Below are 21,610 nucleotides of genomic sequence, written 5' to 3' on the forward strand. Positions count from 1 at the left end.
CTCCAGCGTCGGCAGCGTCAGCTGGTCGTCGACGGCGCCGTGCGCATGGCGATCGCCGCCGACGACCAGCTGACGCTGCCGACGCTGGAGCGCAAGGGCAAGATGTCCGCCGCCCAGATAGCGACGCGCAAGAAGACCATCTACGCCCGCTCGCTCAACCAGGACGCCTATATGCGGGCGCTGGAGCGCTCCGAGCTCGTCTTCGGCATCGGCCCGGCCGGCACCGGCAAGACCTATCTGGCTGTGGCGCATGCCGCGATGCTGCTCGAACGCGGCATGGTCGAGCGCATCGTGCTGTCGCGGCCGGCGGTCGAGGCCGGCGAGCGGCTGGGCTTCCTGCCCGGCGACATGAAGGAGAAGGTCGATCCGTATCTGCGGCCGCTCTACGACGCGCTCTACGACATGATGCCGGCCGACAAGGTCGAGCGGGCGATCGCGGCCGAAGTGATCGAGATCGCGCCGCTGGCCTTCATGCGCGGCCGCACGCTGGCGCACGCCGCCGTCATCCTCGACGAGGCGCAGAACACGACGCCGATGCAGATGAAGATGTTCCTCACCCGTCTCGGCGAGAATTCGCGCATGATCGTCACCGGCGACCCGACCCAGATCGACCTGCCACCGAACACCAAGTCTGGCCTTGTCGAGGCGCTGCGCATCCTCGACGGCGTCACCGGCATGGTGACGGTGCGCTTCAACGAGGGCGACGTCGTCAGGCATCCGCTGGTCGCCGAGATCGTCAAGGCCTATGACCGCGACGGCAAGCTGGCTAGGGGCCTGGGCGCGGAAAGCTGACGAAAAAGCCGCATGGCTGAAGACAGGAAACTTGGCGGCGGCCTGCCCGTCGACATCGATATTTCGATTGAGGCTGGCGATTGGCCCGACGAGGCGGGGCTGACGCGCCTGGTCGATCGCGCCGTGGCTGCCGCCTTTGCCGAAACCGGCGTCGACGGTGCTTCCGAGCTCAGCATCGTCTTTTCCGACGACGCCCACATCCGCACGCTGAACGCCGGCTGGCGCGGCAAGGACAAGCCGACCAACGTCTTGTCTTTCCCGGCTTTTCCGTTCCCGAAGGGCGCTCCGCTGCCGCCGATGCTGGGCGATATCGTGCTCGCCGCCGAGACGGTCGCGCGGGAAGCGGCACTGGAAGACAAGCCGCTGGCGAACCATATCACCCATCTCGTCATCCATGGCCTGCTGCATCTTCTGGGCCACGATCACGAGACCGACGCCGAGGCCGAGGAGATGGAAGCGATCGAGCGCGCGGCGCTCGCAAGGCTTGCCATTCCCGATCCCTACGCGTAACTAAAAAGACCAATTGACCGGACGACGATGAACGACAAACCAGAGACTGCCGCCCGCCCCGACGCCGGCAGTGCGGCCAAGCCTTCCGAAAAGACGGAAGAGGGCTCGAGTCCGAGTACCACGACCGGCAGCATCGCCAGCGAGCCATCGCCTGCCGGTCCTTCCCTGTTCGATCGCGTGCTCGGCTTGTTCAGGCAGCGCAACGGCACCAGCCTGCGCGAGGAGATCGCCGGCGCGCTTGCCGAAACGGCGAGCGATGCCGGCGCCTTCTCCCCCGGCGAGCGCGCCATGCTCAACAACATCCTGCGGCTGCGTGAAGTCCGCGTCGAGGACGTCATGGTGCCGCGCGCCGACATCGAGGCGGTGGAGATCACGACGACGCTGGGCGATCTGCTCGGCCTCTTCGAGCAGTCCGGTCATTCCCGCATGCCGGTCTATTCCGAGACGCTCGACGATCCGCGCGGCATGGTCCACATCCGCGACGTGCTCGCCCACATCACCAAGGTTGCCCGCGTCAAGAAGGGTCGCACCAGCCGCAAGACGCCGGCCGCGGCGCTTCTCGACCTCGCCCAGGTCGATCTCGCCCGCACCATCGGCGACCTCAACCTGATCCGCCCGGTGCTGTTCGTGCCGCCCTCCATGCTTGCCTCCGATCTGATGGGCCGCATGCAGACGACGCGCACCCAGATGGCTTTGGTCATCGACGAATATGGCGGCACCGACGGCCTCGCCTCGCTGGAAGACATCGTCGAGATGGTGGTCGGCGACATCGAGGACGAGCATGACGACGATGAGCCGATGATCACCCAGTCCGGCGAGGGCAACTTCATCGTCGACGGCAAGGCCGAGATCGACGAGGTCGCCAAGATGATCGGCGAGGATTTCACCGCCGGTGAGCATGGCGAATATGTCGACACCATCGGCGGCATGATCTTCAACACGCTCGGCCGCGTGCCGGCCCGCGGCGAGGTGGTGCAGGCCATACCCGGCTTCGAGTTCCATGTCCTCGACGCCGATCCGCGCCGCGTCAAGCGCGTGCGCATCGTGCAGGTCCAGAAGGGCGAGCGCCGCCGCCGCGCCGCCCGCACCGAGCAGGCCTGAAACCCGCCTGATGACGGTCGAGGATCCGTTCAAGCATGCCGTCCTCGGGTCCGGCATATTCTATACGGATCCGCGCGCGGCTTTGACCTGGCTTGAAGCGGCCTTCGGTTTCGAGCCGAGCATGTCGCCAGCCCCGCTTCCGTGGGTGGCCGCAACACCCAGTCTGTCTATATCCGGTTGAAGGACGGGCTCGACGCCCATTGCGAGCAGGCGCGGCTGGCCGGGGCCGAGATCATCCAGGAACCGACCGACCAGTTCTATGGCGAACGGCAATACCGCGCCCGCGACCCCGAAGGCCATGTCTGGACCTTCACGCAGACCTTGCGCGCGGTCCCGCGCGAGGAAGCCGAGCGGCTGAGCGGCCACAGCATCGAGGGCTGGCACCGGTAACATCAGATTGCGCTTATCGATGTTTGGAGCGCGGACCGCGGCCTGATAAATCTTTTGCCGTGATTCGCGCGACTCGGAAGCCTCAATGCAGCGCCTGGCCGGCCGGATAATTCTGCTCTGGGGGTGGCGACGGGCGCTGGTGGCGTTTCTCGCCGGAGCGCTGGCGGTCCTCGCCCAGGCGCCCTATGATTTCTTCGCCGTCTGCTTCATCTCGTTCCCGCTGCTGGTCTGGCTGCTCGACGGCGCCACCGGCGAGGCCTCCGACGGCTGGCTGAGGCGGCTGAAGCCGGCCTTCGCCATCGGCTGGTGGTTCGGCTTCGGCTATTTTCTCGCCGGGCTGTGGTGGATCGGCCAGGCGCTGCTGGTCGAGGCCGACAGCTTCGCCTGGGCCTTGCCCTTCGCGGTGGTCGGCATCCCCTTCGGGCTCGCCTTCTTCTACGGTTTCGCCACGGTCGTGGCGCGGCTGTTGTGGAGCAACGGCATCGGCCGCATCGCGGCACTCGCCTTCGGCTTCGGCCTGGCGGAATGGCTGCGCGATTTCCTGTTCACCGGCTTCCCCTGGAACGCCGTCGGCTATGCGGCGATGCCGGTGCCCCTGCTGATGCAGAGCGTCTCCGTGACCGGCATGATCGGCATGAACGCGCTCGCCGTCTTCGTCTTTTCGCTGCCCGCGCTGGTCGCGGCGCGGCGCCAGCTTCGGCTGGGCTTCGCGCTGCTCGGCATCCTCGTCGCCGCCCATGTCGGCTTCGGCTATGTCAGGCTTGCCGCTCCGTTCGAGCCGGCGACCCGTTCGGTCGATGTCCGCATCGTCCAGCCGGACGTCGACCTCAGCGAAAAATGGGACGCTTCGGTTCGCGACCGCATCTTCGCCACCTTGCTCGGCCTGTCGGGCAAGGCGCCGGAACCCGGCCATGCCAGGCCGCAGTTGATCCTGTGGCCGGAGACCTCGGTGCCGTTCCTGTTCACCGAGCGCCCGGACGCGCTGACGGCGCTGGGCGACATGCTCGGCGAAGGCCAGATGCTGATCGCTGGCGTCGTCCGCGAGGAGGGCGGCTCGGCGGCAGGCGCCGGCAGCCGCTATTACAATTCCGTGGTGGCGATCAACGACAAGGGCGAGATCGCCGACGCCGTCGACAAGATCCATCTGGTGCCGTTCGGCGAATATCTGCCTTTCGCCGACGTTTTCGACCGCTTCGGGGTCGAGCAGCTGGTCGCCGGCCCGATGAATTTCGCGCCCGGCAACGAGCGCCATCCGATCGTATTGCCGGATGGCGTCCGCGCGCTCCCCTTCATTTGCTACGAGGTCATCTTCCCCGACCTTGTGGCAGTTGACGCTACGTCATCTCAGCTTATTGTGAACGTCACGAACGATGCGTGGTTCGGTGATACGCCGGGCCCATACCAGCACTTCAGGCAGGCCCAGATTCGCGCGGTGGAGAATGGATTGCCTTTGTTGCGTGCGGCTAACAATGGCATTTCCGCCATTGTCGATCCGCGCGGCCGCATTGTCGACGCGCTCGCCGTCAATGCGCGCGGCGCAATCGATGCGCATGTGCCGATTTCTGGGCGCGCCCTCATTTCCGCCGGCCAGCGGCGAATTAACGGATTGATGATCATGTTCCTGTTCGCGCTGGGAGCACTCCTATCGAATGTAAGGCTACGGCTACGGGTGAATTGACAGCCGACACATTAGAAACTCATACTGTAAGCGCCTGAAATTTCTCGAAGTCGGTTGGAGGTTCTGTTGGGGCAGTTGGCTCCGGCTTCGTTTGGGCAAGAAAAAATAGAAAAAGCCGGAAAAATTCGGCGAGGAGAAAATGACAGAAGAAAATAAGAAAAAACCGAATCCGATCGACATCCATGTCGGAAGTCGCATCAGGCTTCGGCGCAATATGCTTGGAATGAGCCAGGAGAAGCTGGGCGAGAATCTCGGCATCACGTTTCAACAGATCCAGAAGTACGAGAAAGGCACGAACCGGGTCGGCGCCAGCCGTTTGCAGGCCATAGCGTCCATCCTCAGCGTGCCCGTAGCCTTCTTTTTCGAGGATGCCCCGGGTCAGGAGGCCGTGGGCAACCGAGGATTCGCCGAAGACCCGTCGATGGCATTCGCCGTCGAGTTCTGCGGCAGTCCGGAAGGGCTTCAGCTCAACCGCGCCTTCGTCAAGATTGCCGACGTCAAGGTGCGTCGCAGGATCATTGATCTGGTGAAATCGCTTTCTACCGACGACGCCGACTGATCCAGGGGACTTGTGCCACCGGCGGCGCCCCGCTGGTGGTGGCACAAGACAAACTGTGCTCACATTCATGCCGGAACCGCGGCAGCGCTTGACGAGCGGCGCCCGGCACCGCTAACACGTGGCGCGCCAAAAATCGGCAACCTGCCGATCTTTCTTCAAGAGGGGACACCCGTGACGCGGCTGAACTACTTCTTCACCTCGGAATCCGTTGCCGAGGGCCATCCCGACAAGGTTTGCGACCGTATCTCCGACGAAATCGTCGATCTGGTCTATCGCGAGGCCAAGAAGACCGGCATGGACCCGTGGAAAGTCCGTGTCGCCTGCGAGACCCTGGCGACGACCAATCGCGTCGTCATCGCCGGCGAGGTCCGGGTTCCAGAGACGCTGCTGAAGAAAGACAAGGCCGGCAACATCCTCAAGGACGCCGCCGGTCATCCGGTCGTCAATCCGGCAAAGTTCAAGTCGGTTGCCCGCAAGGCGATCCGCGAGATCGGCTACGAGCAGGCCGGCTTCCACTGGAAGACGGCGAAGATCGATGTTCTGCTGCACGGCCAGTCGCCCGACATCGGCCAGGGCGTCGACAGCGCCGCCGACCGCCAGGGCGAGGAAGGTGCCGGCGACCAGGGCATCATGTTCGGCTACGCCTGCCGTGAGACGCCGGACCTGATGCCGGCGCCGATCTACTACAGCCACAAGATACTCGAACTCCTGGCCGCCGCGCGCCATGAAGGCGACGGCGATGCTGGCAAGCTCGGGCCGGACGCCAAGAGCCAGGTCACCGTGCGCTATGTCGACGGCAAGGCCGCGGAAGCGACGCAGATCGTGCTGTCGACCCAGCATCTCGATGCGACCTGGGATTCCAAGAAGGTCCGCAAGGTCGTCGAGCCGTATATCCGCGAGGCCCTGGGCGATCTCAAGATCGCCGAGGACTGCAACTGGTACATCAATCCGACCGGCAAGTTCGTCATCGGCGGTCCGGATGGTGACGCCGGCCTCACCGGGCGCAAGATCATCGTCGACACCTATGGTGGCGCTGCGCCGCATGGCGGCGGCGCCTTCTCCGGCAAGGACACCACCAAGGTCGACCGCTCGGCAGCCTATGCGGCGCGCTACCTCGCCAAGAACGTCGTCGCAGCCAAGCTCGCCGACCGCTGCACCATCCAGCTGTCCTACGCCATCGGCGTCGCGCAGCCGCTGTCGGTCTATGTCGACCTGCACGGCACCGGCAAGGTCGACGAGGCGAGGCTGGAGGATGCGCTGCGCTCGGTCATGGACCTGTCGCCTTCCGGCATCCGCCGTCACCTCGACCTCAACCGGCCGATCTACGCGAAAACCTCGTCCTATGGCCATTTCGGCCGCAAGGCCGGCCGCGACGGTTCCTTCTCCTGGGAGAAGACCGATCTCGCCAAGGCGCTGAAGGATGCGGTCGCCGCCTGACGGCGACTGCAGACCTGTCCATGGATCCAAAAGACAGACCGAGCCGCGCGACCGAAGCTTTTTTCGGTCGCCGGCGCGGCAAAACCATCCGTCCGCAGCAGGCCGCGGCGCTCGAAAGCGGTTTTCAGACCTACAGGCTTGATCTGGCGGCCGCGCCGCCGGCCGAATTGCGGACGCTGTTTGACGCCGACGTTTCCGCCGTCCAGCTCGAGATCGGTTTCGGCGGCGGCGAGCACCTGCTGCATCGCGCGACGGCGGATCCGCAGACCGGCTTCATCGGCGTCGAGCCCTTCGTCAACGGCATGGCCAAGCTGATGATGGCGGTCCGGGAAAAGCCGCTGGCCAACCTCAGGGTTCATGACGACGACGCCACGCGGCTGCTCGACTGGCTGCCGCCGGCTTCACTCGACGGCATCGACCTGCTCTATCCCGATCCCTGGCCGAAGAAGAAGCACTGGAAGCGGCGCTTCGTCGGTCGGGTCAATCTCGACCGTTTCGCCCATGTGCTGAAGCCGGGCGGAAAATTCCGCTTCGCCTCCGACATCGACACTTATGTGAACTGGACGCTTTTGCATTGCCGGGCGCACGGCGCCTTTGCATGGCAGGCGCAGGAAGCGGCAGACTGGCATCGGCCCTATGATGGCTGGCCGGGCACGCGCTATGAGGCCAAGGCGCTGCGTGAGGGCCGGCAGCCCGCCTATCTGACTTTCGTCAGGACATAGGCCCGGCGCGATACGGTTGACCGCGCCAGGCGGGCAGCATCAGAAGCGCCCGATCTTTCAGAAGCGGCCCATCTTGTCGAAGGCGGCCGGGTCCATGCCGAGCTTGCGCAGGTCGTTGGCGCGCGGCCTGCGTCCGGCTTCGACGGACCGCGACGCGGCAACGGCGCTGCCGAAGGTGGTGAAGATGTCGCCGATGGCGGAAAACAACTTGCGGCTACCCATGATTTTCAACCTTTCGCGCGCCACCGCGCGCAATTTCTCTTGTTGTGCGATGCAACATAGATAGGTACGGCGCGCCTGGGATCACAGAGGCGTTGCCGCATGGACGCCATGCGCCGGGCGCAAGGCTGCTTGTGCCGGCCTCGATTTGCTGGGTGATTTGCAGCAAGAGCGCCGCGTTGGCCACGCTCCTCACGGCAGGCTTGAAACGCCGAGCGGGATCGTTTATATCAGCCTCAAATTCTTGGTCGGTATGACGAAGAGTGGGTCCACCCGGTCCCGCTCTTTTTTATTACCTGCCGGCCAGCCACGAAAAGAGCGACAGGGACCTGATGAGCGCAGCGGCAATCGACGCCGACGACCGTATCATCCGCGAAAGCGGGATCGATGCGCGCATAGCGCTGATCGTGCAGCCGGTGCTGCGCGGGATCGGCTTCCGCCTGGTGCGGGTGCATCTGTCGGGCCAGAACGGGCTGACGCTGCAGATCATGGCCGAACGCGAGGACGGCACCATGACCGTCGAGGATTGCGAGGAAGTCAGCCGCGCCGTCTCGCCCGCACTCGATGTCGAAGATCCGATCGAAAAGGCGTATCATCTCGAAGTGTCTTCGCCCGGCATCGACCGGCCGCTGGTGCGCAAGTCGGATTTCACCACCTGGACCGGCCATCTGGTCAAGATGGAGACCTCGGTTCTGGTCGGCGACCGCAAGCGCTTCAAGGGCAAGATCGCCGAGAGCGACGACGATGGCGTGCTGATCGCCCGCGACAAGGCGGCCTATGGCGAGGAGCCGACGGTGCGGGTGCCTTACGATGCGATCGCCGATGCCCGGCTGGTGCTGACCGACGATCTCATCCGCGACGCCCTGTCGAAGGACAACAGGGCGCGCAAGGAAGCCAAGAAGCGTCGCGGCGAAGCGGAAGACGCTGCCGCGGATACGGAAAACGAAACCGAACAGGACAATTGATTTGAGCCGCCCGGCGACAGGTCCGGCAACAGGCTCGGGAGAAAGACAATGGTTGTAAGCGCCAACAGACTGGAACTGCTGCAGATCGCCGACGCGGTCGCGCGTGAAAAGTCGATCGACAAGTCGATCGTCATCGCCGCCATGGCCGATGCGATCCAGAAGGCTGCGCGCTCGCGCTATGGCCAGGAGACCAACATCCGCGCCGACATCAACGCCAACACCGGCGAGATGAAGCTGCAGCGGCTGATGGAAGTGGTCGAGAAGGTCGAGGACTACGCCACGCAGATCGCCATTTCCTCGGCCCGAGAGCGCAACCCCGACGCCCAGCTCGGCGACTTCATCGCCGAACAGCTGCCGCCGATGGATTTCGGCCGCATCGCCGCCCAGTCGGCCAAGCAGGTCATCGTCCAGAAGGTGCGCGAGGCCGAGCGTGACCGCCAGTATGACGAATACAAGGACCGCATCGGCGAGATCGTCAACGGCACCGTCAAGCGCGTCGAATACGGCAACGTCATCGTCGATCTCGGCCGCGGCGAGGCGATCATCCGCCGCGACGAGCTGATTCCGCGCGAAAACTACAAATATGGCGACCGCGTCCGCGCCTATGTCTACGACGTGCGCCGCGAGCAGCGCGGCCCGCAGATCTTCCTGTCGCGCACCCATCCGCAGTTCATGGCGAAGCTCTTCACCATGGAAGTGCCGGAAATCTACGACGGCATCATCGAGATCAAGTCGGTGGCCCGCGATCCGGGCTCGCGCGCCAAGATCGCCGTCATCTCGCGCGATAGCTCGATCGATCCGGTCGGCGCCTGCGTCGGCATGCGCGGCAGCCGCGTCCAGGCGGTGGTCGGCGAATTGCAGGGCGAGAAGATCGACATCATTCCGTGGTCGCCGTCGGCCGCGTCCTTCATCGTCAACGCGCTGCAGCCGGCCGAGGTCGCCAAGGTGGTGCTCGACGAGGATGCCGAGCGCATCGAGGTCGTGGTGCCGGACGACCAGCTGTCGCTGGCCATCGGCCGTCGCGGCCAGAACGTCCGCCTTGCCTCGCAGCTCACTGGCTGGGACATCGACATCCTGACCGAGCAGGAAGAGAGCGAGCGCCGCCAGAAGGAATTCGTCGAGCGTTCGGCGCTGTTCATGGAAGCCCTCGACGTCGACGAGATGGTCGGCCAGGTGCTGGCCTCCGAGGGCTTCACCAGCGTCGAGGAAGTCGCCTATGTCGATGCCGGCGAAATCGCCTCCATCGATGGCTTCGACGAGGACACCGCTTCGGAGATCCAGACCCGCGCCCGCGAATATCTGGAGAAGATCGAGGCCGAGCATGACGACAAGCGCAAGGCGCTCGGCGTCGAGGACGAACTGCGCGAGATCCCCGGCATCACCACCGCCATGATGGTGACGCTCGGCGAGGACGGCGTGAAGACCATTGAGGATTTCGCCGGCTATGCCGCGGACGACCTGACCGGCTGGAAGGAACGCAAGGACGGCGAGACCAAGGTCTATCCGGGCGTGCTCGCCAGCCACGGCGTGTCGCGCGCCGATGCCGAGCAGATGGTTCTGGCTGCCCGCCTCAAGGCCGGCTGGATCACCGAGGACGAGCTTGCCGCGCAGGAAGCGCCGGCTGACGAAGCCGTCGGTGCGTGAGGTGAAACCGCATCGCACAGAACCCGCCCCCGGACGAGATGAACGATCGCACCTGCATCGTCACCCGCAAGCAGGCCGAACCGGATGAACTGATCCGTTTCGTCGTCGGCCCGGATTCGGCCGTCGTCCCGGACCTCAAGAGAAATCTGCCCGGCCGCGGTTGCTGGGTCAGCGCCGAACGCCTACATGTCGACAAGGCAGCGGCGAAAAACCTGTTTGCCCGCGCCTTCAAGGCGCAGGTGAACGTTCCCGCCGATCTCGGCGGCATGGTCGACGGGCTGCTTTCCCGATCCGCGCTGGGTATGCTGGGCCTCGCCCGCAAGGCCGGCGCGGTCGTTCTCGGCGCTGCCAAGGTCGAGAACGCGGTGCGCGACGGTCAGGCTTTGCTGGTGCTTCATGCGACCGAAGCATCGGATGACGGCGTTCGCAAGATCAGCCAGGCGCGGCGGGCGACCGTTCATCTCGGCGGCCCAGCCATCCCTGCCTACAAACTTTTCCCCGAGGCCGAGTTGAGCTTGGCATTGGGGGGTACAAATGTGATACATGCTGCCGTCCTCGCGCAAGACGCGGGAAGGGCGGTTGAGAAGCGCATGGTTGCGCTCGACCGGTATCGGGGCGGTACCCCGGACGATCTGGCAATGCTTGCGGACGTTGCTGACGAAGATGATGCCGCAGAGGATATGGAATGAGCGATACGAAATCGGGCGACGACAAGACGTTGAGCGTTACGCCGAAGAAGACCTTGACGCTGAAGCGCCCCGGCATGGAACAGGGCACTGTGCGCCAGAACTTCTCGCACGGCCGCACCAAGGCGGTCGTCGTCGAGACCAAGAAGCGCAAGTTCTCGCTGCACGGCGACAAGCCGGAGCCGGCGGCCGCTCCCGTGTCCGTCTTCGCGCCGAAGCCCGCCGCCGCGGCGGCGCCCGCTGTCCAGGAAGCGCCGAAGGCGCCACCGCCGCCGCCTCCAGCCGAGCGTGGCGGCATGGTGCTCAACGAATTGTCGCGCGGCGAGATGGAAGCCCGCCGCAGGGCGCTCGAAGGCTCCAAGGCGCGCGAGATCGAAGATCGCCAGCGCGCCCAGGAAGATGCCAAGCGCCGCGCCGATGACGAGGAACGTCGCCGTCGCGAGCGTGAGGAGTCCGCGCGCCGCCAGGCCGAGGAAGAAGCGCGGCTGCAGACCGAGGCCGAATCCCGGCGCCGCGCCGAGGAAGAGGCGCGCCGCCGCGCCCCGCAGGCCGCCGAGCTGGCGACGCCGGACGATGAGGAAGAGGTCAAGCCGAAGCGCACCAGTGGCGCAGGCGCCCCCGTGCGCCGCCTGGTTACGCCCGAAGTGGCGCGTCCAGCCAAGCCGACCAAGGGCGAGGAAGATCGCCGCCGCGGCAAGCTGACGCTGAATTCGGCGCTCTCCGACGAGGATGCGCGCGCTCGCTCGCTGTCGTCGATGCGCCGCCGTCAAGAGAAGTTCAAGCGCGCGATGCATAACGAGCCGCGCGAGAAGGTCATGCGCGAAGTGATCCTGCCCGAAACCATCACCATCCAGGAACTGGCGCAGCGCATGTCCGAGCGCGCCGTCGACGTGGTCAAGTTCTTCATGAAGCAGGGCCAGATCATGAAGCCGGGCGACGTCATCGACGCCGACACCGCCGAACTGGTGGCCACTGAATTCGGCCACACGGTGCGCCGCGTCGCCGAGTCCGACATCGAGGAAGGCCTGTTCAACATCGCCGACCGTGCCGAAGACCTGGTGGCGCGTCCGCCTGTGGTCACGATCATGGGCCATGTCGACCACGGCAAGACCTCGTTGCTCGACGCCATCCGCAACGCCAATGTCGTCTCCGGCGAAGCCGGCGGCATCACCCAGCACATCGGCGCCTACCAGGTCGAGAAGAACGGTCAGAAGATCACCTTCATCGACACGCCCGGCCACGCCGCCTTCACGGCGATGCGCGCCCGCGGCGCCCAGGCGACCGACATCGCCGTGCTGGTGGTTGCGGCCGACGACAGCGTGATGCCGCAGACGATCGAATCGATCAGCCATGCCAAGGCGGCCGGCGTGCCGATCATCGTGGCCATCAACAAGATCGACAAGCGTGACGCCGACCCGCAAAAGGTGCGCTCCGAACTGCTGCGCCATGAGGTCTTTGTCGAATCCATGGGCGGCGAGGTGCTGGACGTCGAAGTGTCGGCGACCAAGGGCACCAATCTCGACAAGCTGCTCGAAGCGATCCTGCTGCAGGCCGAAATCCTGGACCTGAAAGCGAATCCGGACCGCACCGCCGAGGGCGTCGTCATCGAGGCGCAGCTCGACAAGGGCCGCGGCCCCGTCGCCACCGTGCTGGTGCAGACCGGCACGCTGATGCCGGGCGACATCCTCGTCGCCGGCAACGAGTGGGGCCGGGTGCGCGCGCTGGTCAACGATCGCGGCGAGCACGTCAAGGAAGCGCCGCCGGCGATGCCGGTGGAGGTGCTTGGCCTGCAGGGCACCCCGCAGGCCGGCGATCGCTTCGCCGTCGTCAACAACGAGGCCCGCGCCCGCGAGATCACCGAATACCGTCAGCGCCTGGCGCGCGAGAAGGCGGTGGCCAAGCATGCCGGCCAGCGCGGCTCGCTGGAGCAGATGATGTCGCAGCTGCAGACGAGCGGGCTGAAGGAGTTCCCGCTGGTCATCAAGGGCGACGTGCAGGGCTCGATCGAGGCGATCAGCGCCGCGCTCGAGAAGCTCGGCAACGACGAAGTGCGCGCGCGCATCGTACATGCCGGAGCCGGCGGCATCACCGAAAGCGACGTGTCGCTGGCGGAGACCTCCGGTGCCGCGATCATCGGCTTCAATGTCCGCGCCAATACGCAGGCACGTGCTGCCGCCGCGGCCGCCGGCATCGAGATCCGCTACTACTCGATCATCTACAATCTCGTCGATGACGTGAAGGCGGCTCTCTCCGGCATGCTCTCGCCGGAGCGTCGCGAGACCTTCATCGGCAATGCCGAGATCCTCGAGATCTTCGACATCACCAAGGTCGGCAAGATCGCCGGCTGCCGTGTCACCGAAGGCAAGGTCGAACGCGGCGCCGGCGTGCGCCTGATCCGCGACAACGTCGTCATCCACGAAGGCACGCTGAAGACACTGAAGCGCTTCAAGGACGAGGTTTCGGAAGTGCCGGGCGGCCAGGAGTGCGGCATGGCCTTCCAGAACTACGAGGACATGCGCGTCGGCGACGTCATCGAGTGCTTCCGCATCGAGATGGTAACCCGCACGCTCTGAGTTCGAGCATCGCATCGAGGAGTCCGGGCGGTGGTCGCAAGGCCGCCGCCCACATCACATGAGACATGCGGCGCGGTCCCATCCCGCGCATCACGATTTCAGGACCGAGGAAAATGTCCCGTTCAACCACGTCAGGCCCGTCCCAGCGCATGCTGCGTGTCGGTGAGCAGGTGCGCCACGCGCTGTCCGAAACCTTGCAGCGCGGCGAGATCATCGATCCGCTGGTCGAGAACAGCGTGATCTCGGTTTCCGAGGTCCGCATGTCGCCCGATCTGAAGATCGCCACCGCTTTCGTCTCGCCGCTCGGCGCCAGCGACGACAATGCAGTGGTCGAAGCGCTCAACAAGCATGCGAAATTCATCCGCGGCCGTGTCTCGGGCGCGCTGAGGCAGATGAGGTACATGCCGGACTTTCGCTTCCGGCTGGACACGTCTTTCGACAATTTCGCCCGCATCAACGATTTGCTGAAGTCGCCGGAAGTGGCGCGGGATCTCAGCCACGACGACGACAAAGACAAAGACGACAAGAAGGACAGCGAATAGTGGGCCGTCGCGGCAAGAAGAAGGGCAGGCCGGTTTCCGGCTGGGTGGTTCTGGACAAGCCGGTCGGCATGGGCTCGACCGAGGCCGTCTCCAAGATCAAATGGCTGTTCCAGGCCGAGAAGGCCGGCCATGCCGGCACGCTCGACCCGCTGGCGTCGGGAATGCTGCCGATCGCGCTCGGCGAAGCGACCAAGACCGTGCCCTACGTGCAGGACGGCGCCAAGGTCTATCGCTTTACCGTCGCCTGGGGCGAGGAGCGCTCGACCGATGATCTCGAGGGCCCGGTTACCAACAGCTCGGAGCGCCGTCCGGCCGAGGCCGAGGTGAAGGCGCTGTTGCCGAAATACACCGGCGTCATCATGCAGACGCCGCCGCAGTTCTCCGCCATCAAGATCGCCGGCGAGCGCGCCTATGATCTCGCCCGCGAGGGCGAGACGGTCGACATCCCCGCGCGCGAGATCGAGATCGGCCGCCTCGATATCGTCGAGCACGACGCCGGCCGCACCGTCTTCGAGGTCGAATGCGGCAAGGGCACCTATGTGCGTTCGCTCGCCCGCGACATGGGCCGCGACCTCGGCTGCTTCGGCCATATCGCGGAGCTGCGCCGTGTCGAGGTCGAGCCGTTCACGCCGGAGGACTTCGTCACCGTCGCCGAACTCGAAGCCGCCCGTTTCGGCGAACGCGGCGAGGTGGCGGGGGATGACGACGCATCCGACGCGCCGGTCGACTTCGATGCCATCGACGCGCTGCTGGTCGACACCGCGGCAGCGCTCGAATGCCTGCCGCAGGTCACCGTCAGCGACGACGCGGCGACCAGAATCCGGCTCGGCAATCCGGTCATCATCCGCGGCCGAGACGCTCCGGTCGAGGCCGAGGAAGCCTGCGCCACGGTGCGCGGCAGGCTGGTCGCCATCGGCGCCATCGAGCAGGGCATGTTCAAGCCCAAGCGGGTCTTTGCCGGATGACGGCGCTCGGCTAGTTTCGGTTCGGCATTGGGGGCAGGGGGATATGGCGAAAGCTGAGACGGCAACGAAGCGCGGGCCGATGAAGACCCGCCGGCCACCGGTCGGCGCCTCGCCGGGCACACTGATCGCCGATCCGGCGGCACGGCGCAGCGAGCTCCGGCTGACGCTGATCTCGCCCGACAAATTCGAGACCATCGAGAACGCCAGTATCGATGATCTCAATGCCCATTGCGACCAGTGGCCCGTCGTCTGGCTGGATTGCACCGGCCTCGCCAACATCCCGCTGATCGAGGAGATCGGCCGCATCTTCAGCCTGCATCCGCTGGCGCTTGAAGATGTCGTCAACACTGGCCAACGGCCGAAGGTGGACTTCTTCGAGGACCATGCCTTTGTCGTCATGCGCATGATCGACGATGTCACGGCCCATCGCTACGAGCAGATCGCGGTCTTCTTCGGCAGCAACTTCGTCGTCACCTTCCAGGAGCGCGAGGGCGATCCGTTCAATCCGGTTCGCAAGCGCATCGCCAGCTCGGTGCCGAACCGGCTGCGCGCGCGCGGCGCCGACTATCTCGCCTATGCGTTGATCGACGCCATCGTCGACAGCTATTTCCCGCCGATCGAGGCCGCCAGCGAATTGGTCGACGGCATCGAGGACGAGATGCTGCGCGCGCCGCACAAGCAGCAGATGCGGCAACTGCACGAGTTGCGGCGCGACGCCAACGTGCTGAAGGGTGTGCTTTGGCCGATGCGCGATGCGCTGGCGACGCTGATCCGCAACGACGTGCCCTACGTGAAGGCCGAGACCAAGGTCTTCTTCAACGACACGCTCGATCATTCGCTGCGCCTGATCGAATTGGTCGAAACCCAGCGCGACATGCTGACCGGGCTGATCGAGATGCACCTGTCGCTGAGCCAGGCGCGCACCAACGACGTCATCTCCTATCTGACCATCGTCTCGGTGATCTTCATGCCGCTGACCTTCCTGGTCGGCGTCTGGGGCATGAACTTCGACCCCGATACCTCGCCATGGAACATGCCGGAGTTGAAGGCCTATTACGGCTACCCCACGGCGCTGCTGTTCATGGCCCTCGTTGCCGCCGGGCTGATTGCTTTCTTCAAGTGGAAGAAGTGGTTGTAGTCGAACGCAAATCTTCAGTTTTCAGGGAAAAGGCCTGCGACAAGCCGGCTTGTGATTTGGGCTGGCGTTTTCCGGGGAATTGCCCTATATGCGCCGCAGCTTCGCGCCGTGTCGCGTTGCTTGCACCGGCCCCTGCTGGACGACATCCCGGCTGAGGGCGACCCGTTTCCTCCAACAGATAAGGAAAAACACGATGTCGATTACTGCCGAGCGCAAAAAGGAATTGATGGGTGAATTCGCAACCGCCAAGGGCGATACCGGGTCTCCGGAAGTCCAGGTGGCCATCCTTTCCGAGCGCATCAAGAACCTGACCGACCACTTCAAGGACCACAAGAAGGATAACCATTCCCGCCGTGGTCTGCTCGCTCTCGTCTCCCAGCGCCGCAGCCTGCTTGATTATCTCAAGCGCAAGGACGACGCGCGCTATCAGACGCTGATCGAGAAGCTCGGTCTGCGCCGTTGACGAATTGACCGGCGGGCTTTCCTCGGGAGAGCCCGCCGGTCGCGCATTTGGTGCATCGGATCGCTCCAGTGCACCAATGACAGGATGAAGCGCCGCGCATCGATCGGATACGCAAACGGACGCTTCGCGAAGTTGGCATTTGCGCATGGCCGTTCCGAGAGCCGCGGCTTTCAGGTCATGCGCAAGGCCGGTCGGATCGATCGGCCAGACCCGGTTTCGAGCCAGCAAAGGGCTGCTTGGAACCGCCCATGGACGGTCATGGGGCAGGATTGCAGGATGCTCGTGCGGCCAGCGTGCCGGGATTGATGCGAGCGTCCCGTTGTCTTGCCCGTGGCTGCCCGAGAAAAGAAGCCAGGGGAAAGGGCATCCGCGCACGACAAGCCGCGCGACCCTTTCCGCATATGAAGGACAAGACATGTTCAATCACCACAAAGTGGAAATCGAGTGGGGCGGCCGTCCGCTCGTTCTGGAAACCGGCAAGATCGCGCGCCAGGCTGACGGCGCGGTGCTCGCCACCTACGGCGAGACCAAGGTCCTCGCCACCGTCGTTTCGATGAAGGAGCCGAAGCCCGGCCTCGATTTCTTTCCGCTGACCGTCAATTACCAGGAAAAGACCTACGCCGCCGGCAAGATCCCGGGCGGCTATTTCAAGCGCGAGGGACGTCCGAGCGAGAAGGAAACGCTGGTTTCCCGCCTGATCGACCGCCCGATCCGCCCGCTCTTCGCCGATGGCTACAAGAACGACACCCAGATCGTCGTCACCGTCGTCCAGCACGACCTCGAGAACGATCCGGACATCCTGTCGATCGTTGCCACCTCGGCCGCGCTGACGCTGTCCGGTGTCCCCTTCATGGGCCCGATCGGTGGTGCCCGCGTCGGCTACATCAACGGCGAGTACGTGCTTAACCCGCATATCGACGAGATGCAGGAATCCAAGCTCGACCTCGTCGTCGCCGGCACCACCGATGCCGTGCTGATGGTCGAATCCGAGGCCAAGGAACTCTCCGAAGAGCTGATGCTCGGCGCCGTCATGTTCGGCCACAAGGGCTTCCAGCCGGTGATCGAGGCGATCATCAAGCTGGCCGAGGTCGCCGCCAAGGATCCGCGCGACTTCACCGCCCCGGACTATTCCGCGCTCGAAGGCGAGATGCTGAAGATCGTCGGCGACGAGCTTCGCGATGCCTACAAGATCACCGACAAGCAGGCCCGCTATGCCGCCGTCGACGCCGTCAAGGCGAAGGTCAAGGCGGCGTTCGCGCCGGCCGAAGGCGAGGAAGCCAGGTACACGTCCGAGCAGATCGGCTCCGTGTTCAAGGAACTCCAGGCCAAGGTCGTGCGCTGGAACATCCTCGACACCGGCTCGCGCATCGATGGCCGCGACCTGAAGACGGTCCGCAAGATCGTCTCCGAAGTCGGCGTCCTGCCGCGCACCCACGGTTCGGCGCTGTTCACCCGCGGCGAGACCCAGGCGCTGGTCGTCGCCACGCTCGGCACCGGCGAGGATGAGCAGTATGTCGACTCGCTGACCGGCATGTACAAGGAGAAGTTCCTCCTCCACTACAACTTCCCGCCCTACTCGGTCGGCGAGACCGGCCGCATGGGCTCGCCGGGCCGCCGCGAGATCGGCCACGGCAAGCTTGCCTGGCGCGCCATCCGGCCGATGCTGCCCTCCGCCGACCAGTTCCCCTACACGCTGCGCGTCGTCTCGGAGATCACCGAGTCCAACGGTTCGTCCTCGATGGCGACCGTCTGCGGCACCTCGCTGGCGCTGATGGATGCCGGCGTGCCGCTGGCCAAGCCGGTTGCCGGCATCGCCATGGGCCTGATCAAGGAAGGCGAGCGCTTCGCGGTGCTCTCCGACATCCTGGGCGATGAAGATCATCTCGGCGACATGGACTTCAAGGTCGCCGGCACAGCCAACGGCATCACCTCGCTGCAGATGGACATCAAGATCGAGGGCATCACCGAGGAGATCATGCAGATCGCGCTGGACCAGGCCAAGGATGGCCGCCAGCATATCCTCGGCGAGATGGCGCATGCTCTGACCGGCGCTCGCCCCGAACTGGGTGAGTTCGCGCCACGCATCGAAGTCATGCACATCCCGACCGACAAGATCCGCGACGTCATCGGTTCCGGCGGCAAGGTCATCCGCGAGATCGTCGAGAAGACCGGCGCCAAGATCAACATCGAGGACGACGGCACGATCAAGATCGCTTCGGCCAACGCCAAGGAGATCGAGGCGGCGAAGAAGTGGATCCACACCATCGTTGCCGAGCCGGAAGTCGGCGAGATCTATGAAGGCACGGTCGTCAAGACCGCCGACTTCGGCGCCTTCGTCAACTTCTTCGGTCCGCGCGACGGCCTCGTTCACATTTCGCAGCTGGCCAACGAGCGCGTCGCCAAGACCTCCGACGTCGTCAAGGAAGGCGACAAGGTCTGGGTCAAGCTGATGGGCTTCGACGAGCGCGGCAAGGTCCGCCTGTCGATGAAGGTCGTCGACCAGGCCACCGGCAAGGAAATCGTGCGCGAGAAGAAGGCTGAAGGCGGCGAGGAAGACGCTGCCTGATCGGGCTGACCAGACAGTTGAGACGGGCGCGGCTTATGTCGCGCCCGTTTTCGTTTAGGGGGCGTGTTTCCCGCGGGGCAAGGAAATGTCGGCAGAGCCGCTGAAGACGCTGTTCCATTCGTATGAGGCTGAGGCCCTCGACTTGCCGAAAGAGGGCGAGCGCGTGCTTTTCCTCGGCGCCGAACCCGGTTTCCGCTTGCCCGGGGGCTTCGCAGCCGCGCTCCATCTCGTGCAGGGTTTTCGCCCGCATTTTCGCGCGCTGCAGGCGGCGGGTTTTCACGTCACGCCGCGAGCGGACGGCGCTGGCTTCGATGCCGCGCTCGTGCTCGCCGGCCGTCACCGCGGCCAGAACGAGCTGCGGGTCGCCGAAGCGATCGAACGCGTGGCGTCGGGTGGGCTGATCCTGGTCGCGGGCGGCAAGGAGGATGGTATCGCTAGCCTGCGCAAGCGTGTCGACGAGCTTGTGCCGCTCGACGGCCATTTGCCGAAGCATCACGGCGTCGCCTTCTGGTTCCGCCGGCCCGTCGACGTCGGCGCGGCGGCCGTGCTGCGCTCGGCCAATCCGGCGGTTGTGGTCGAAGGCCGTTTCCACACCACGCCAGGCATGTTCTCCTTCGATCGGGTAGATGCCGGCTCGAAACTGCTGGTGGATAGCCTGCCGGGCGACATCAGGGGCGCCGTTGCCGATTTCTGCGCCGGCTGGGGCTATGTGGCGGCCGAGGCGGCGTCGCGCTTCCCGGGGCTCACCGGGCTCGATCTTTTCGAAGCGGATTTCGAGGCGCTGGAGGCGGCGAAGGCCAATCTTGGCGGCACTTCGGTCGAGCCGCGCTTCTTCTGGACCGATCTGCTCGGCGAGCCTGTCGAGCGACGCTATGACGCTATTCTCATGAACCCGCCTTTCCACCGCGGCCGGGCGGCTGAGCCGGAGATCGGCGCCGGCATGATCCGGGCGGCGGCGAAGGCGCTGAAACCGGGCGGACGCTTGTTCATGGTGGCGAACCGCCAGTTGCCTTACGAAGCGGTGCTGGCGGCGGCCTTCTCAAGCCATGCCGAGATCGCCCGCGACGGCATGTTCAAGGTGCTGTCGGGGCGCCGATAACGGACGCCTTAATGTACGCTGACGATGCGCGCCTCGCGCTTTTCGACGAAGCGCGCTTCGCCCATCCCGACCTTGAGCGGCGCCGGTCGGCCGAACAGGTAGCCTTGCACCACCTCGCAGCCGGCGGCCCTGAGCAGCGTCGCCTGGTTTTCGGTCTCGACGCCTTCGGCGATGATGCCGACGCCGAGCGCGCGCGACAGCCCGACGATGGTCGAGACCACCGCGCCCGAGTTGGAATCGGTGTCGATGCGGCTGACGAAGGAACGGTCGATCTTGAGCTTGCCGAACGAGAAATCGATAAGGTAGCTGAGATTGGAATAGCCGGTGCCGAAATCGTCGACGGCCACCGAGATGCCCATCTCGGCAAGCTGCTGCAGGATGACGGCGGCGCGGTCGCGGTCCTGCATCATTGCGGTTTCGGTGACTTCCAGCTCGAGCCGTGACGGCTTGATGCCGGTGGCGACCATCGTTTCGCGCACCAGGCCGACGAAATCCTTGGTCATGAACTGCACCGGCGAGATGTTGACGGCGACGAAGCAGTCCTCGGGCAGGTACTGGGCGTCGCTGCAGGCCTTGCGCAGCACCCATTCGCCGATCGGGTTGATCATGCCCGTCTCTTCGGCGATCGGTATGAACTCGATCGGCGGGATCATGCCGCGGTCCGGGTGCTTCCAGCGGATAAGCGCCTCGTAGCCGATGATGCGGCCGCTCGGAAGGTCGAGCTGCGGCTGGTAGTGGAGGTCGAAATCGCCGCGCTCGAACGCGGTATGCAGTTCGGATTCGATCCATTGCCGATAGTCGGCGACCCGGCCCATGTCGCTATGGAAGACCGACCAGTTGCCGACGCCGCCGGCGCGCGCATTCTGCAGCGCCAGATTGGAACGGCGCAGCACCAGGACCGGGTCGACGCCGTCCTTGGGCATCGCCACGATGCCGACCGACAGGCTGACCGACTGCTGATGTGAATTGAGCTGATAGGGCTCCATCATCTCGTCGATGAGCTTCTCGATCGTCTGCTCGACCGAGCCCTTCAGCTCGCGGTCCGCCAGCAGCACCGCGAACTCGCCGGCGCCGATGCGCCCAAGCACTGCGCCCTCCGGCATGCGGTCCTTGAGCCGCTCGGCGAAGGCGCGGATCAACTCGTCGCCATAGCTGTAGCCGATGGCGTCGTTGATGTGCTTGAAGCGGTCGATGTCGATGTCGATCAGGAACACCGGCTCGCCGGTGCGGATCGTCGTCGATGCCGCCTCGGCGATCTTGCCGACCATCGCCGGACGCGCCAGCAGGCCCGTCAGCTTGTCGAAATTGGTCTCGTTGAAGACATACTGCTCCGATTCATCGACACCGGCGAAGAAGGAAAGGGCGGCACCCGCCGCCGCCAGCGCGCAAAGCGCAGCGATGATGCCGGCCATCGTTTCCGCCGGCATGCCGGCAAGACCGTCGCCGAAACCGAATTTCAGCCCCCAGATGCCGAGGATAAAGCTGCCCATGCCCGAGCTTGCTATGGTGAGCAGCCGGAACAACGGTGTTCGCTTCGGGTTGCTGGCAGCAGCAGACATGC

At 65.0% G+C, this 21,610-nt stretch carries 19 protein-coding genes and 1 pseudogene; 18 read left to right on the forward strand and 2 right to left on the reverse strand.

The window, feature by feature from the left end:
- The 8 genes and pseudogenes from EN780_RS08240 to EN780_RS08275 all read left to right on the forward strand — a co-directional run.
- On the forward strand, positions 1–792 hold a 792-nt coding region (locus EN780_RS08240; protein WP_133372589.1), incomplete at its 5' end, for a PhoH family protein.
- A 12-nt stretch (positions 793–804) separates the two neighbouring features.
- The gene (gene ybeY / locus EN780_RS08245; protein WP_128273109.1) at positions 805–1,302 is read left to right on the forward strand and encodes an rRNA maturation RNase YbeY; all 498 of its coding nucleotides are present in this window, start codon (positions 805–807) and stop codon (positions 1,300–1,302) included.
- 27 nt (positions 1,303–1,329) lie between these two features.
- The gene (locus EN780_RS08250) at positions 1,330–2,403 is read left to right on the forward strand and encodes a hemolysin family protein (RefSeq protein ID WP_127282753.1); all 1,074 of its coding nucleotides are present in this window, start codon (positions 1,330–1,332) and stop codon (positions 2,401–2,403) included.
- Positions 2,404–2,413: 10 nt separating this feature from the next.
- A pseudogene (locus EN780_RS08255) lies at positions 2,414–2,793 on the forward strand (VOC family protein).
- An 85-nt stretch (positions 2,794–2,878) separates the two neighbouring features.
- On the forward strand, positions 2,879–4,471 hold the full coding sequence (gene lnt / locus EN780_RS08260) for an apolipoprotein N-acyltransferase (protein ID WP_128273111.1): 1,593 nt from the start codon (positions 2,879–2,881) through the stop codon (positions 4,469–4,471).
- Between the two features lie 139 nt (positions 4,472–4,610).
- Positions 4,611–5,030 carry a helix-turn-helix domain-containing protein gene (locus EN780_RS08265; protein WP_127282756.1) on the forward strand — a complete coding sequence of 140 codons (420 nt, stop codon included), beginning with the start codon at positions 4,611–4,613 and terminating at the stop codon, positions 5,028–5,030.
- A gap of 171 nt (positions 5,031–5,201) precedes the next feature.
- Positions 5,202–6,467, forward strand: coding sequence for a methionine adenosyltransferase (gene metK, locus EN780_RS08270; RefSeq protein ID WP_127390845.1), 1,266 nt, complete (start codon positions 5,202–5,204; stop codon positions 6,465–6,467).
- Between the two features lie 20 nt (positions 6,468–6,487).
- The gene (locus tag EN780_RS08275; protein WP_128273113.1) at positions 6,488–7,189 is read left to right on the forward strand and encodes a tRNA (guanosine(46)-N(7))-methyltransferase TrmB; all 702 of its coding nucleotides are present in this window, start codon (positions 6,488–6,490) and stop codon (positions 7,187–7,189) included.
- Between the two features lie 57 nt (positions 7,190–7,246).
- Here EN780_RS08275 and EN780_RS08280 read toward each other — a convergent pair whose 3' ends face one another.
- On the reverse strand, positions 7,247–7,444 hold the full coding sequence (locus tag EN780_RS08280; protein ID WP_189556454.1) for a hypothetical protein: 198 nt from the start codon (positions 7,442–7,444) through the stop codon (positions 7,247–7,249).
- Between the two features lie 296 nt (positions 7,445–7,740).
- Between EN780_RS08280 and rimP the strand changes: the two genes are divergently transcribed.
- The 10 genes from rimP to EN780_RS08330 all read left to right on the forward strand — a co-directional run bounded on the left by rimP (position 7,741) and on the right by EN780_RS08330 (position 20,049).
- The gene (gene rimP, locus EN780_RS08285; RefSeq protein WP_127282760.1) at positions 7,741–8,373 is read left to right on the forward strand and encodes a ribosome maturation factor RimP; all 633 of its coding nucleotides are present in this window, start codon (positions 7,741–7,743) and stop codon (positions 8,371–8,373) included.
- A 48-nt stretch (positions 8,374–8,421) separates the two neighbouring features.
- Positions 8,422–10,017 (forward strand): transcription termination factor NusA, encoded by a 1,596-nt coding sequence (nusA, locus tag EN780_RS08290; protein ID WP_127282761.1) that lies wholly within the window; start codon positions 8,422–8,424, stop codon positions 10,015–10,017.
- Positions 10,018–10,055: 38 nt separating this feature from the next.
- A complete protein-coding gene (locus EN780_RS08295) occupies positions 10,056–10,706 on the forward strand; it encodes an RNA-binding protein (RefSeq protein ID WP_127390842.1) in 651 nt (216 codons plus the stop codon).
- Positions 10,703–13,276, forward strand: a complete 2,574-nt coding sequence (gene infB / locus EN780_RS08300; RefSeq protein ID WP_127282763.1) for a translation initiation factor IF-2 — start codon at positions 10,703–10,705, stop codon at positions 13,274–13,276. Before EN780_RS08295 ends, infB begins: the two co-directional genes overlap by 4 nt.
- A gap of 113 nt (positions 13,277–13,389) precedes the next feature.
- Positions 13,390–13,818 (forward strand): 30S ribosome-binding factor RbfA, encoded by a 429-nt coding sequence (gene rbfA, locus EN780_RS08305; RefSeq protein WP_128273115.1) that lies wholly within the window; start codon positions 13,390–13,392, stop codon positions 13,816–13,818.
- Positions 13,818–14,783: a tRNA pseudouridine(55) synthase TruB gene (gene truB, locus EN780_RS08310; RefSeq protein ID WP_127282765.1), complete on the forward strand. Its 966-nt coding sequence runs from the start codon at positions 13,818–13,820 to the stop codon at positions 14,781–14,783. Before rbfA ends, truB begins: the two co-directional genes overlap by 1 nt.
- A gap of 43 nt (positions 14,784–14,826) precedes the next feature.
- A complete protein-coding gene (gene corA, locus EN780_RS08315) occupies positions 14,827–15,921 on the forward strand; it encodes a magnesium/cobalt transporter CorA (protein ID WP_127282766.1) in 1,095 nt (364 codons plus the stop codon).
- A gap of 88 nt (positions 15,922–16,009) precedes the next feature.
- On the forward strand, positions 16,010–16,384 hold the full coding sequence (gene rpsO / locus EN780_RS08320; protein ID WP_281033866.1) for a 30S ribosomal protein S15: 375 nt from the start codon (positions 16,010–16,012) through the stop codon (positions 16,382–16,384).
- A 415-nt stretch (positions 16,385–16,799) separates the two neighbouring features.
- Complete coding sequence (gene pnp, locus EN780_RS08325) at positions 16,800–18,950, forward strand: polyribonucleotide nucleotidyltransferase (RefSeq protein ID WP_127282767.1); 2,151 nt, start codon at positions 16,800–16,802, stop codon at positions 18,948–18,950.
- An 85-nt stretch (positions 18,951–19,035) separates the two neighbouring features.
- Positions 19,036–20,049, forward strand: a complete 1,014-nt coding sequence (locus EN780_RS08330) for a class I SAM-dependent methyltransferase (RefSeq protein WP_128273117.1) — start codon at positions 19,036–19,038, stop codon at positions 20,047–20,049.
- A gap of 8 nt (positions 20,050–20,057) precedes the next feature.
- Here EN780_RS08330 and EN780_RS08335 read toward each other — a convergent pair whose 3' ends face one another.
- Positions 20,058–21,608 carry a bifunctional diguanylate cyclase/phosphodiesterase gene (locus EN780_RS08335; protein ID WP_128273119.1) on the reverse strand — a complete coding sequence of 517 codons (1,551 nt, stop codon included), beginning with the start codon at positions 21,606–21,608 and terminating at the stop codon, positions 20,058–20,060.
- Positions 21,609–21,610: the final 2 nt, after the last annotated feature.

Source organism: Mesorhizobium sp. M4B.F.Ca.ET.089.01.1.1 (genome assembly GCF_004022605.1).
Taxonomy (GTDB): domain Bacteria; phylum Pseudomonadota; class Alphaproteobacteria; order Rhizobiales; family Rhizobiaceae; genus Mesorhizobium; species Mesorhizobium abyssinicae.